Source organism: Pseudoalteromonas tunicata (genome assembly GCF_002310815.1).
Lineage (GTDB): Bacteria > Pseudomonadota > Gammaproteobacteria > Enterobacterales > Alteromonadaceae > Pseudoalteromonas > Pseudoalteromonas tunicata.
This window is the reverse complement of sequence record NZ_CP011032.1, coordinates 1-14,343: the sequence shown is the minus strand read 5'-3', so window position 1 is coordinate 14,343 and position 14,343 is coordinate 1. Positions and strand designations below refer to the sequence as shown.

The 14,343-nt window shown below is 38.6% G+C and carries 11 protein-coding genes; 3 read left to right on the top strand and 8 right to left on the bottom strand.

Annotated elements, in window-relative coordinates; genetic code table 11:
• Complete coding sequence (gene fadA / locus PTUN_RS00055) at nucleotides 1-1,164, top strand: acetyl-CoA C-acyltransferase FadA (protein ID WP_009838882.1); 1,164 nt, start codon at nucleotides 1-3, stop codon at nucleotides 1,162-1,164.
• 31 nt (nucleotides 1,165-1,195) lie between these two features.
• On the opposite strand, the gene PTUN_RS00050 is transcribed toward fadA, so the two are convergent.
• Complete coding sequence (locus tag PTUN_RS00050; protein WP_009838883.1) at nucleotides 1,196-2,653, bottom strand: sensor histidine kinase; 1,458 nt, start codon at nucleotides 2,651-2,653, stop codon at nucleotides 1,196-1,198.
• Nucleotides 2,654-2,805: 152 nt separating this feature from the next.
• Here PTUN_RS00050 and nosR point away from each other — a divergent pair, with 152 nt between their 5' ends.
• Entirely contained in the window at nucleotides 2,806-4,134 is a 1,329-nt protein-coding gene (nosR, locus tag PTUN_RS00045; protein ID WP_009838884.1) for a response regulator c-di-GMP phosphodiesterase, NosR family, read from the top strand.
• A 58-nt stretch (nucleotides 4,135-4,192) separates the two neighbouring features.
• Nucleotides 4,193-4,435: a sulfurtransferase TusA gene (gene tusA, locus PTUN_RS00040; RefSeq protein ID WP_009838885.1), complete on the top strand. Its 243-nt coding sequence runs from the start codon at nucleotides 4,193-4,195 to the stop codon at nucleotides 4,433-4,435.
• Between the two features lie 15 nt (nucleotides 4,436-4,450).
• On the opposite strand, the gene PTUN_RS00035 is transcribed toward tusA, so the two are convergent.
• The 7 genes from PTUN_RS00035 to dnaA form a co-directional block, all read right to left on the bottom strand.
• Nucleotides 4,451-4,900: an early set domain-containing protein gene (locus PTUN_RS00035; RefSeq protein ID WP_009838886.1), complete on the bottom strand. Its 450-nt coding sequence runs from the start codon at nucleotides 4,898-4,900 to the stop codon at nucleotides 4,451-4,453.
• Between the two features lie 131 nt (nucleotides 4,901-5,031).
• Nucleotides 5,032-7,101 carry a glycine--tRNA ligase subunit beta gene (gene glyS, locus PTUN_RS00030; protein ID WP_009838887.1) on the bottom strand — a complete coding sequence of 690 codons (2,070 nt, stop codon included), beginning with the start codon at nucleotides 7,099-7,101 and terminating at the stop codon, nucleotides 5,032-5,034.
• 9 nt (nucleotides 7,102-7,110) lie between these two features.
• The gene (glyQ, locus tag PTUN_RS00025; RefSeq protein WP_009838888.1) at nucleotides 7,111-8,010 is read right to left on the bottom strand and encodes a glycine--tRNA ligase subunit alpha; all 900 of its coding nucleotides are present in this window, start codon (nucleotides 8,008-8,010) and stop codon (nucleotides 7,111-7,113) included.
• 140 nt (nucleotides 8,011-8,150) lie between these two features.
• A complete protein-coding gene (gene gyrB, locus PTUN_RS00020) occupies nucleotides 8,151-10,568 on the bottom strand; it encodes a DNA topoisomerase (ATP-hydrolyzing) subunit B (RefSeq protein ID WP_009838889.1) in 2,418 nt (805 codons plus the stop codon).
• 12 nt (nucleotides 10,569-10,580) lie between these two features.
• Nucleotides 10,581-11,675: a DNA replication/repair protein RecF gene (recF, locus tag PTUN_RS00015; RefSeq protein ID WP_009838890.1), complete on the bottom strand. Its 1,095-nt coding sequence runs from the start codon at nucleotides 11,673-11,675 to the stop codon at nucleotides 10,581-10,583.
• 2 nt (nucleotides 11,676-11,677) lie between these two features.
• Nucleotides 11,678-12,781 (bottom strand): DNA polymerase III subunit beta, encoded by a 1,104-nt coding sequence (gene dnaN / locus PTUN_RS00010; protein ID WP_040644000.1) that lies wholly within the window; start codon nucleotides 12,779-12,781, stop codon nucleotides 11,678-11,680.
• A gap of 13 nt (nucleotides 12,782-12,794) precedes the next feature.
• Nucleotides 12,795-14,177: a chromosomal replication initiator protein DnaA gene (dnaA, locus tag PTUN_RS00005; RefSeq protein ID WP_009838892.1), complete on the bottom strand. Its 1,383-nt coding sequence runs from the start codon at nucleotides 14,175-14,177 to the stop codon at nucleotides 12,795-12,797.
• Nucleotides 14,178-14,343: the final 166 nt, after the last annotated feature.

The following is a 14,343-nucleotide window of genomic DNA, read 5'->3' as shown; positions in this document are numbered from 1 at the left end:
ATGAAAACTCCAGTAATTGTTGATTGTATTCGTACACCTATGGGGCGTTCACGTAATGGTATTTTTCGTCATACTCGCGCTGAAGATTTAAGTGCGCACTTGATGAAAGGTTTACTTGATCGTAACCCAGCGCTCAATCCTGCACAGATAGACGATATCTACTGGGGTTGTGTTCAGCAAACATTAGAGCAAGGCTTCAATATTGCACGTAACGCCGCCCTTCTTGCAGGCATTCCACACACAGTACCTGCAGTGACTGTTAACCGTTTGTGTGGTTCATCGATGCAGGCAATTCATGATGCTGCTCGTGCCATTATGACCGGTGCTGGTGATGTCTATATTGTCGGTGGTGTTGAGCATATGGGCCATGTACCAATGAGCCATGGTGTTGACTTTCATGCGGGCTTATCTAAATCAGTAGCGCAAGCTGCGGGTATGATGGGCTTAACAGCAGAATACTTAGCAACATTGCATGGTATTAGCCGCCAGCAACAAGATGAATTTGCGGTGCGTTCTCACCAACGTGCTTATGCTGCAACGGTTGAAGGTCGCTTTAAACGTGAAATATTACCAACACTTGGCCACGATGAAGACGGTACGTTAATCAGTATTGATACTGATGAAGTGATTCGCCCTGAAACAACTCTTGAAGGTCTAGCGCAACTTCGCCCTGCATTTAATCCTGCAAGTGGCACTGTAACAGCAGGTACTTCATCTGCATTATCAGATGGTGCATCTGCGATGTTGATGATGTCTGAAGAAAAAGCATTAGAACTTGGTTTACCAATTCGTGCCCGCGTTAAAGCAATGGCGGTTGCCGGTTGTGATCCATCTATCATGGGTTACGGCCCTGTACCTGCAAGTAAAAAAGCATTACAAGCTGCTGGCATTACTATTGATGATATTGGTGTTGCTGAACTTAACGAAGCCTTTGCCGCACAAGCTTTACCTGTGCTAAAAGATCTTGGTTTAAGTGAAGTAGTTGATGAAAAAGTGAATTTAAATGGTGGCGCAATTTCATTAGGTCATCCATTAGGTTGTTCGGGCACTCGGATCAGCACAACCTTATTACATTTAATGGAAGATAAAAACGCACAATATGGTTTAGCAACTATGTGTATTGGTTTAGGCCAAGGCATTGCAACTATTTTTGAGCGTCCATAATCTGTTTTAAAGAGCAACTCTAGTGGTTGCTCTATACCTCTTGGTGACTAGGTATGGGTAGTTTAATGGTAAAACAACTGCCCTTGCCTATTTCGCTTTTGACTTGAATTTCCCCCTGATAGGCTTCAATTATTTTAAAGCTAATTGATAATCCAAGTCCGGTACCCACTCCAACCGGTTTAGTGGTGAAAAAAGGGTCAAACAATCGTTGCTGTACTTTACTGTCCATCCCGCAACCTTGATCTTCTATTGCCAAACACGCTTTATCACCATCAATATAAGAACGAATGCGAATGACTCCACCTTGCGGCATTGCCTGTTTTGCGTTCATCAAAATATTTAACATCACTTGTTCTATTTGATTTTTGGTGCCCAAAACATCCGCAAATGGCTCGATTAAATGCAGCTCAATTTCATACGAACCATATTTAAACTCGGAGCCCATGAGCGATAATGCCGACTCAACGCATTGGTTTAAATTAAACCTAACTGCTTGCTCTTGCCCCGAATGTGAAAATGTTTTTAAATCTTTTACTATGGTTCTTACGCGCTCAAGCCCTCCCATACAAGAATTAATTATAGCTGCGCTGTCTGTTAGTAAAAAATCGACTTCATCAGTAGTTTTTTTATTTTCTAACTCAACAGTCTTAAAATAACTTTTGAACTCATCAATATACTCTTTTAATGAAGAGATATTACTCATGACATAACCAATAGGATTATTTATTTCGTGAGCCACACCAGCTGCAAGCTGACCTATCGATGCCATTTTTTCAGCCTGAGTAAGCTGTTGCTGCGCTTGCTCTAAAGAATGATATGCCTTGTTTAGTTCTTTATATTTCTTATCTAGCTTCAATTCTGCGAGTTTACGGCCAAGCGCAATTTTAACTAAGTTTCGTCCTGATTCTAATGTCTGTAATTTTGAAGTATCGAGCTGCTTATCGTTTTTAAAGAAAATAGCCAATACATGATAATGCTTACTTTTAAATAATGGTAATACCACAACATATTCAAATTGATCATTCGTTTTAAAAAATGAATCAGCCATCATTAATACAGTTTCAAATTCAGCTTCAGTAATGTGCTCAATTAATGCTGTTGCATTGATGCTACTCGCTAAAGTTGATAAATCAAGATCGTTATCATCAATACGTTTATATAAAGGAACAGCAACATTTCCCATTAAGTCACACTTGATATAGGCACTGCAGGTTGCAAAAAAACTAGCAGAGCGTAATAAAAAACTTTGAATAATAGACTCAAGTGATGTCTGGCTAAAAGTAACCGTCGCCAAAAAAGTCAAAAACTCGAGCTGGAATTGCCGAGATTCAACAGATGCGGTTTGATTTTTTAATTGTTGTTCAACTTTTTTTAATGAACTTTGGCTCTGAGCTAACTTCATTTCTAGCTGAGTGCGTAGGATTTTTTCCTGACTTAGCTGGGCTTGGATAGCATCAAGCTCTGTAACTGGTTTTTGAACATCTGGCACACACACTCCACATATCAGCTTATTTAAATAGTTAATTAAAAAGAAAAATTAGCAGTAACTCTTGTCTAAACTATAATTTGGTTTATGCCTCTGATTTTACAAACACAACAACCACTCTATTGTTTTAGACCCCAATAAAGAGATTTTCAACTATGACAGAAACCTTTAAACCCAAAATCGTATTTGTTGATGATGAAGTCGAAGTTCTATTGGCCTTACAACGCATTTTTAGACGAGAATATGAAATAACCACTTTTGATAACCCAAGTGAGGCCATTGAGTTTTTATCTAAAAACCAGGTTCATTTAGTTGTTAGTGATATGAAAATGCCACATATATCAGGAGCAAAAGTATTAGCATCAGCAAAAGAGTATCAACCAAACTGTAAACGGATTTTATTATCCGGTTACTCTGATATGCAAAGTACGATTGAGGCAATTAATCAAGGTGGGATCCATGCTTACATTACAAAACCTTGGGATAATGAATTAATAAAAGAAGTGGTTGCAGATGCTGTAAAAACTGTCATCTTAGAAGCTGAAAATGACCAGTTAAGTCAGCAATTACAACAAAAAAATAAAGACCTCGAAGAACTTGTAACCACGCTCGATCAAAAAGTTTTAGACCAAACTCAATCAATCAGGTTAAGCCTACAACGTCTTGCAGCCGCAGCTAGCAGGCAGCGTAAACTGCTACATCAGATTATAGAAATGATCTCTCTTATTGCTGCAGCACAACGTGGCAGTCATTACAAGGATGATGTGCGAATTGCAAAGCAATGCAAATTACTAGGCTTAAAATTACAGCTTGATAAAAATACGTTAACGTATATTTATCTTGCAGCATCCTTGCATGAGCTCGGTAAAATTGCGCTGCCAGAAGACTTATTAAACAAAATAGAGTCTGAAATGACTCAAGAAGAGTTACAAATCTTACACCAGCAAGCACTTAAGGGTGCTGAGATCATTGATGTTATTCCCTCATTACACGAAGTATCTGATATTTTACGTTATCAGTATGAGCGATATGCAGGTAAAGGTTTTCCAGACAAAAAGAAAGGGGACGAAATTCCAATCGGAGCGCGTATCTTAGCTGTAGTTCGTGATTACCATAAGTATATTTCAGGCCAACTTACTGGAACAAAGTTCAATACCTGTAATGCCCTTCAAGCCCTAAAATCACAAGCTAACCGTATTTATGATAAAAATATAGTGAATACTTTTACTGAAATGCTAAAGGACATACCTGAAGGGAGTGATGCTCAATTTTGTTTAACAACAGACATGCTAAAACCTGGAATGATGATTGCGCAAGATGTTAAGTATGCAAATGGCAATACCTTCTTAACAAAAGGCAATATGGTAACTGCAGCCCTAATTGAGCGGATGGAACATTATGAATTAGAGCATGACTTTGTATTTCTGGTCTTTATATTTATGCCAAAAGTCGAAGATGATTCTCTTGAAGAAAAAGCGATTTAAATTTGAAGCTAGCCATATAAACCCCTAAACTATTGCCTAATTTTATATAGAGGTTGTTATGTCACACTTTGACTCTACCGATCACATCCTAGATGCCATCGGTTTACGCTGCCCAGAGCCGGTCATGATGATCCGTGGTACCATTCGCAAAATGCAGCCGAATGAAACTGTATTGATTTTAGCTGATGACCCATCAACGACTCGCGATATTCCAAGCTTCTGTCGTTTCATGGATCACACGCTGGTGGCAGTTCAAACCGAACAAATACCATTTCAATATGTCATAAAAAAAGGCCTGTAATCACAGGCCCATTTTTTATTCAAATATCTGATTAATCGTTACCAGTGGTTTTTCCAAGTTTCGGAAATTAATGCTCACTTGATACCAACCCGCCTCATAAGGTGAAAAACTAAAATAGTTATAAACACTGTTGCAGTTAGCTTGCACCGGAATACCTAGTTCTAAAAACTTATCTAAATCTTCATTGTTATAACCACAATTAAGACCCGCACTCCATGTCTCATCAGCAATTTTGAATTCGTACGCTTTGCCGACAGCTGTAAACTTAACTTTAGTTTGGTAAATATCCTTACTTACTGCCACGAGTTGATATTCAGGCTGGCTTTCCCACAATGAAAAATCCCCTCGTAAATATAACGGACGATCAATTTTATTTGCTGTGGTTTCTTCTGAAGTAAACGTATCTGTACTCGAGCACGCACTCAGTAGCGCAGTTAAGGCTACGGGCAGAATCAATTTTTTCATTGTTATTATCCTGGTTGATTTTTGCATTTAATATTAACGTTATACTTATAAAAATAGACATTAATTTCAAGGTGTTATTTAGTTTTATCTGAGTGTTTCAAATAAAAAAGCCGACTTTCGTCGGCTCATTTTTACTTTTGTAGCACAGAGATATCAGCGACTTGTAAAAACAAGCTTCTGAGCTCGTTTAATAAAGTAAAACGATTTTGTTTTATCGCTTCATCTTCAGCCATTACCATTACATTATCAAAAAAGGTATCAACCGGCTCACGAATAGCCGCGAGCTTTTCAAGTACACTTTGATAATCACCTGCAGCAATTACTGGCGCTAGCTCAGCTTGATATCGCTTCACTTGAGCAGCTAACTCTTTTTCAGCCTCTTCAACAAGCAAGTTCTCATTTACTTGCTCAGCTGCTTTAAAGTCATTTTTTGCTAAGATATTAGCAACACGCTTATTTGCCGCGGCAAGTGCTGCGGCCTGTTCTAAGCTTCTAAAGTGACTTACCGCTTTAACACGACGATCAAAATCTAGTGGCTGGCTTGGACGACGTGCAAGTACTGCTTGAATAATATCAACCTCAATACCTTGGTCTTGATACCAGGCACGGAAGCGCCCTAATAAGAACTCAAATACATCTTCAGCGACATTTGGATTTGATAGTTTTTCACCAAAGAGCGTCATCGCTTTATTTATGATGTCGAGAGCATCTAAGTTAAGCTCTTTTTCAACGATAATACGAAGAGCACCAATTGCAGCACGACGTAAAGCAAATGGATCTTTATCCCCTTTAGGTGCTTGGCCAATACCGAAAATACCGACTAACGAATCGAATTTATCCGCCAATGCAACTGAGCAACTAATCAAACTACTTGGTAACGCATCACCAGAAAAACGAGGCATGTATTGCTCATTTTGCGCCAGTGCAACCGCTTCTGTTTCACCATCATGGCGAGCGTAATGCATTCCCATAATACCTTGTACATCGGTGAACTCCATGACCATTTCGGTCATTAGGTCGGTTTTACTCAGTAAACCTGCGCGAGTCGCATCAACAACAGATGCACCTAATTTCTCTGCGATAAACCCTGATAGTTCAGCAATCCGCTCTGACTTATCTTTAAGTGTGCCAAGCTCTTTTTGAAATAGAACAGTTTCAAGTGACGCTAAGCGGCTTTCTAGCGTTTTCTTCTTATCCGTTTCAAAGAAAAATTGTGCATCAGCTAAACGCGGACGTACTACTTTTTCGTTACCGGAAATGACTTGTGCTGGATTTTTACTTTCGATGTTTGATACAAACAAAAATTTGTTTAGTAGATTGCCATCTTGATCTAGTAATGGAAAATACTTTTGGTCATCTTTCATTGTAAAGATTAACGCTTCTGAAGGCACAGATAAAAACGATTCTTCAAACGTTGCCGTTAAGGTAACTGGCCATTCAACTAACGACGTTACCTCTTCAAGTAGCGACTCATCCATTGCAACAATAGCGTTATGCTCAGCTGCCAGAGCTTCTATTTGGCCTTTAATTAAGGCTTTGCGCGCTTCATAATCAGCAACAACATATGCTTTTTCAAGTGCGGCAAACGCTTCATCTGCATGATTAATTTCGATACGTGCTGGGTGATGAAAACGATGACCCTGTAATTGATTTGAAATCGCTTTGCCTAAAATAGTGCCCTCAACTAATGATGGCCCATAAAAGACGGTCACTGTATGTACAGGACGAATAAACTGGGTTTTATATGCCCCCCAACGCATTGGTTTGGCGATAGGTAATTTAGTTAACGCATTGCTTAATGCATCGGGTATCAAGCTCTCTACAGCTTGTCCTGCCACTTTTGCAACATGCAATAACCATGCACCCTTATCAGTCTCTAAACGTTCAGCTTGATCAACTTCAATACCACAACCACGAGCCCAGCCTATCGCGGCTTTAGTAGGATTACCCTCGGCATCAAATGCGGCTTGTAGTGCAGGACCGCGTTTTTCAACTTCTTTATCCTGCTGCGCATTAATTAAACCAAATACTTTTACACCTAGACGACGAGGTGATGCATACCAAGAGGCTGATTCATAGCTCAGCTCTAATGTTGCAAGTTCATCACAAAAATTTTGTAATAAGGCTTCGGCCAATGTGCGCAATGATTTTGGTGGTAATTCTTCAGTACCAATTTCAATTAATAAGTTATTTGTATTCATTTTTTGCCCTTAACCTTTACACAATGGAAAACCAAGCGCTTCACGAGCTTCGTAATAACTTTGAGCACAGGCTTTTGATAAGGCTCTAACTCTTAAAATATAACGTTGGCGTTCAGTTACCGAGATTGCATGACGTGCATCTAATAAGTTAAATGCATGTGATGCTTTCATCACTTGCTCATAGGCTGGTAATGGTAAACCTGCTTCGATTAACTTTTGACTCTCTTTTTCACACTGATCAAATTGTGCAAATAACGCAGTTACATCAGCATATTCAAAATTATAAGTCGATTGCTCGACCTCATTTTGATGGAACACATCACCATAGGTTACTTTACCAAGCGGGCCATCAGCCCAAACTAAGTCGTACAAACTATCTACACCTTGAATATACATAGCTAGACGTTCTAAACCGTAAGTAATTTCCCCTGTCACAGGTGAGCATTCTAGGCCACCCACTTGCTGGAAATAAGTGAATTGCGTTACTTCCATTCCATTTAACCAAATCTCCCAACCCAGACCCCAAGCACCTAGTGTTGGTGATTCCCAGTTATCTTCCACAAAACGAACTTCGTCAGTTAATGTATCAATACCCATGGCAGCTAATGAACCAAGATACAATTCTTGAATATTATCTGGAGATGGCTTTAGCACTACCTGAAATTGGTAATAATGTTGTAAGCGATTAGGATTTTCACCATAGCGGCCATCTGTAGGACGGCGACATGGCTGAACATAAGCACTCGACATTGGCTCTGGACCAATTGATTTTAAAAATGTTAAAGGATGGAATGTCCCAGCACCCACTTCCATATCAAGTGGTTGTGCTATCACACAGCCTTGCTGTGCCCAGTAATCCTGTAATGCCAGGATCAAACCTTGAAAGGTTTTAGTATCGTATTTTTGCATGATAATTAGTGTCGCTTTATGCTTATTGCAGCCCGAAATTAGACTCAGTATAACCCGTGACGCGCTCGGTTTTAAGCAGTTTGTTTCAGTTAAAAAATAAAAAAGGAGACCATTTGGTCTCCTTTTTTCAGTAGATTTAGTTATACGTCTAAATTAACTACGCGAAGTGCATTACGCTCAATGAACTCACGACGAGGTTCTACCTGGTCGCCCATCAAAGTTGCAAACAACTGATCGGCTGCAATCGCATCTTCAATTTTAACTTGAAGCATACGACGAGCACTTGGATCCATGGTTGTTTCCCATAATTGGCTTGGGTTCATCTCACCCAGTCCTTTATAACGTTGAATGTATAAACCACGTTTTGATTCTGTAATTAACCATTCTAAAGCATCAACAAAGTTGGTCACTTCTAATGTTTTCTCACCACGTTGAATATAACCGCCTTCTTCAATCAGATTAGCCATTAGCTCACCTGTTTTCTTAATTTTTCTATAGTCATGTGACGTAATGAAATCAAGATTTAAGATATGGTCTTTATCAATACCGTGTTGACGGATCGTAATCACTGGGAAAGTTAAATTACGCTCAGCATCAAAATGAGTATTTGCATTAAAGATAGTTGCATCAACATCTTCACTAACAAGAGAGTCAACCACTGCTTGTGTCCAAGCAATTACTTTTGCAGAATCTTTTAAATCTGCTTCTTCAAGTGCCGGCTGATAAATTAACTGCTTCAAGATAGACTCAGGGTATTTACGAGTTAAACGCGCAATAACACCTTCTGTTGCTTGATAATCTTTAACGATATTTTCTAATGCTAAACCAGTAATTGCTGGCGCCTTATCATTTACATATAAAGAACTGTCTTCTAATGCAAGTGTCGTTAGGTACTCGGTTAATGCCGGATCATCTTTAATGTAACGTTCTTGCTTACCTTTTTTCACCTTATAAAGTGGAGGCTGTGCAATATAAATATAACCACGCTCTACAATTTCAGGCATTTGACGATAGAAAAAAGTCAATAGTAAGGTACGAATGTGCGAGCCATCGACGTCAGCATCGGTCATGATAATGATACTGTGATAACGCAGTTTTTCAGGTTTATATTCATCACGACCAATACCACAACCTAATGCTGTAATAAGCGTCGCAACTTCCTGAGAAGAAAGCATTTTGTCAAAACGCGCTTTTTCTACGTTTAGAATCTTACCTTTTAATGGCAAAATTGCTTGGTTTTTACGATTACGACCCTGTTTGGCAGATCCACCTGCCGAGTCACCTTCCACTATATATAGTTCCGAAAGTGCCGGATCTTTTTCTTGGCAATCGGCTAATTTACCTGGCAATCCAGCTAAATCCATTGCACCTTTACGACGAGTCATATCACGTGCACGACGTGCAGCTTCACGAGCACGAGCCGCATCAACAATCTTAGTAACAACAATTTTAGCTTCTGTCGGGTGCTCTAATAAGAACTCAGTAAGCTTTTCAGTCATCGCCTGCTCAACCGCAGATTTAACTTCACTTGATACTAATTTATCTTTGGTTTGTGATGAGAATTTTGGATCTGGTACTTTTACCGAAATAACCGCAGTTAAGCCTTCACGCGCATCATCACCTGAAGCACTAGTTTTCTCTTTTTTATTAAACCCTTCTTTATCCATATAATTGTTTAAAGTACGGGTTAGTGCGCCACGGAAACCGGCAAGGTGAGTACCACCATCACGCTGTGGAATATTATTGGTAAAACAATAAACGCCTTCTTGGAAACCATCATTCCACTGCATCGCCACTTCAACACTGATGCCGTCTTCTTCGCGGGTAGAATTAAAATGGAATACACTTTGATGTACTGGCGTTTTATTTTTATTTAAATATTCAACAAACGCTTTGATACCACCTTCATATTTAAAGTGGTCATTACGTTCATCTCGCTCGTCCATTAAACGAATGCTAACACCAGAGTTTAAGAATGAAAGTTCGCGTAAACGCTTAGCTAAAATATCATAATGATAATTCAAATCAGTAAATGTCTCGCCACTTGGCCAAAAACGAATTTCTGTGCCTGTAGTATCTGACTCGCCGATTACTGCTAATGGCGCATCAGGCACACCACGAGTATAAAATTGCTCGTGCACTTTTCCTTCGCGACGAATAGTTAAGCGCAACTTTTCAGATAAAGCATTTACAACAGATACACCAACACCGTGTAAACCACCTGATACTTTATATGAATTATCATCAAACTTACCACCGGCATGTAATACCGTCATGATAACCTCGGCAGCAGATATGCCTTCTTCTTCATGAATTGATGTTGGAATACCACGACCATTATCACGAACAGAGACAGATCCATCCGTATGAATCATAATAGCAATGTCATCACAATGACCAGCAAGTGATTCATCGATTGAGTTATCGACAACTTCAAATACCATGTGATGTAGACCGGAGCCATCATCCGTGTCACCAATGTACATTCCTGGACGCTTTCTAACTGCATCCAATCCTTTTAGTACTTTAATACTCGACGAATCGTAAATTTCAGACATGGTTTATTCCAATTAACTTGTTATTAGTTTGCCATGTTTCACGTGGAACATTTCTAATTTTCTTTTCATAGGTTCCAACACGGCGGATATACTCTCAGACTCAATAGCGGTTATAAATATTTGCGAATTACATTGGGCCAGTAACTGTCCAACATCTTTTCGCGTATCAATACTTAACTCTGAGCTTAAATCATCTATTAATAAAATTGATTGCTTTTGTGTTTCAGCTTCAATGATATAATTTTGTGTCACCTTAAGTGCATAGATTAACAACTTAAGCTGACCACGGGAAAAATAGTTTTCAACCAAAGAATCATTAACCGAAAAAGTTAAATCTGCTTTATGAGGGCCAAAACTTGTGAAACCTTGTTTCACATCCCGAGTAAAACTTTGAATCAGGAGTTCTGATAGCTCTGCTTCATCCTTCCAGCCACTGTTGTACTTAATCTCTAAGTTGACAATTAGCGTTAAATTAGCAGCTATTTTATCAAAAAAAACGCTTCGAAACCTCTCTAAATACGTTTTTCTTAAAGTATTTATTTCGAGCGATAGTCTTACAAATTCTTTATCCCAATACTTTATTTGCTCATGATAGTTATGGGGTTTTTGTTTGAGTAGTGCATTTCTTTGCTTTAGTAGTTTATTAAATGATAACCATAAAGAAAAGAAATGATGTTCCACGTGGAACAATCCAAAATCAAGAAATTTACGTCGCTCTTTAGGACCACCAAAAAACAAAGCATAACTTTCAGGGGTAATAAGTTGTACAGGTATTAGTTCGGCTAACTCTGCAATTTTACGACTGACTTTGCCTTGAATTTTTAACTCAGTATCACCTGCTTGATTCTTACTTATCCCAACAGGTAATAAGAGTTGGTCTATACGCTTTTTGGCATGAATAACAAACGTATCTTGATGATGCTGAATAATAGTTTTGTACTTTATAGTACGAAATGATTTTCCATGAGAAAGGTAATAAATAGCTTCAAGTAAACTAGTTTTGCCACTTCCATTTTCACCGTAGATAATATTAACGCCATCAACGGGTGAAAATGAAAGATCAGCTAAATTGCGAAAGTTTTTAACAGTAACTAGCTCTAAGCTCATTGCTATAAACGCATAGGCATAACAACATACATAGCTTCATCATCACCAGTGCCTTCAACCAATGCACTGCTATTTGAATCTGATAGTGTAAAACTAACATCTTCCGTTTTTAATGTATTAAGTACATCAAGTACATAAGAAACATTAAAACCAATTTCTAAATCAGGACCGCTATAAACAACTTCTACTATTTCTTCGGCTTGTTCTTGTTCAGGATTATTAGCCGTTATTTTGAGTTCACCAGCAGAGAAGTTTAAACGAACGCCTCTAAACTTTTCATTTGATAAAATCGATACGCGAGAAAATGCACTACGTAACCACTCTCGATTTGCTGTAACCACTTTATCACCACCACGAGGAAGTACACGGCGATAATCAGGAAAACGGCCATCAACTAATTTGCTGGTGAAAGTGAATTCTTGATCAATGATTCTAAAATGATTTGCGCCAAATTGAATGGTCACTAAATTATCATCACTCACCATTAAGCGCATAATTTCTTGCACACCTTTACGAGGTATGATCAATTGACGTTGGGTGTTTAGTGAGTAATCTAATTTCTTTTGCGATAAAGCTAAACGGTGTCCATCAGTAGCAACTGTTTTAATCTCTGAATTATCTACTTCAAAAGACATACCATTTAAATAGTAACGAACATCTTGGTTAGCCATAGAGAAGTGTGTACTTTCCAATAACTTACGTAACTCATTACGTGTTATTTGAAAATCTACTTCACCATCCCATTGCTCTAAATTAGGAAAATCGAGCGCAGGTAATGACGCTAGAGAAAATCTGCTCTTACCCGAAGTTAACAAAACTTGGGAATCTTGTGCTGAGAGTGTAATTTCACTACCGTCGGGTAAACTCTTACAAATATCGAGTAATTTTTTAGCTGGTAAAGTCAGCTTACTGTCTTCAACAAAATGACTTAACGTAACACAGGCAACTAATTCAATTTCTAAATCAGTTCCGGTCATCATTAATTTACCATCTGCTATTTCGAGCAATACATTAGATAAAATAGGCAATGTATGTTTGCGCTCAATAGCGCCTGATACTTGGATCAATGGCTTAAGAAATTGGTCTCTTGGAATTGTTATTTGCATCATTGAGCTAACCTTAAGATGAGAGTGTTCTTATCAGGTTTTGATAATCTTCTTTAATTTCATGCGTTTCCTCACGGAGTGATTTAATTTTACGACACGCATGTAAAACAGTTGTATGATCTCGACCACCAAATGCATCACCAATTTCAGGCAAGCTATGGTTAGTCAATTCTTTTGATAGCGCCATGGCAACTTGACGCGGTCGAGCGACTGAGCGACTACGACGCTTAGATAATAGATCTGATACTCGGATCCGATAATATTCAGCGACTGTACGTTGGATATTATCAATCGTCACCAATTTATCTTGTAAAGCTAAGAGATCACGTAATGCTTCTTTAACAAAATCAATGGTTATAGGACGACCAGTGAAGTTAGCATTCGCTATCACTCTATTAAGTGCACCCTCTAACTCACGAACATTAGAACGTAATCTTTTGGCAATAAAAAAGGCCACCTCTTCAGGTAGTTTTATTTTACTTTGCTGTGCTTTTTTCATCAAAATCGCAACCCGAGTTTCAAGTTCAGGTGGTTCAATTGCAATAGTTAAACCCCAACCAAAACGCGATTTTAAGCGATCCTCAACCCCTTCGATCTCTTTAGGATAACGATCGGATGTTAAAATGATCTGCTGATTACCTTCGAGTAACGCATTAAAGGTATGAAAAAATTCTTCTTGTGAGCGCTCTTTATTGGCAAAGAATTGAATGTCATCAATTAACAGCGCATCAACACTTCGGTAATAGCGTTTAAATTCTTCAATAGCATTATTTTGTAGTGCACGAACCATGTCTTGCACAAAACGCTCAGAATGCATATAAGCTATTTTAGCATTAGGTTTATTGGCTAAAATACCATTACCAACTGCGTGTAATAAATGAGTTTTACCTAAACCAGTGCCACCATAAATAAATACTGGGTTAAACGCGGTACCAGGATTATCTGCAACTTGTGAAGCAGCTGCTTTGGCCAACTGATTAGACTTACCTTCAACAAAACTGTCAAAGGTGTAAGTTTCTTTAATATTTGATTTATGTGCGTTTTTTAGAGCAGGCTCGACCTGTTGTGGTGAGCTGACTTCTGCACGAGTTTTATTAGCCGGTGGATTTTGTGCTTCAGAAACAACAGCAGGTGCAGGCTTATTTAAAACCGGTTTACTGCCTACATCAAAGCGCAATGTTGGCGTTTCATTACCACAAATTTCTACTAATAACTCATTAATACGGTTTAAATACTTTTCTCTTACCCAATCAAGAACAAAACGATTAGGTGCGTAAATGGTCAAGGTATCCTCGGTACTTTCCGCCTGCAATGGACGAACCCACATGCTAAATTGTTGTGAAGGTAGTTCATCTTGTAGGACATATAAACAACTTTGCCAAACCGACAGATACACAGTTAACTCCCAGTGCTGAAACAGTATTCCCGTTCATCAATACGATACAGAAATAGCGTACTTAAACGCAATATAGCATGACATTATGAATCGACTTTATCCACAAGTTCAATATTGATTTTTTTTTAATTTGTGATCTAGCAGCTAAAAACAGATAACACTATGT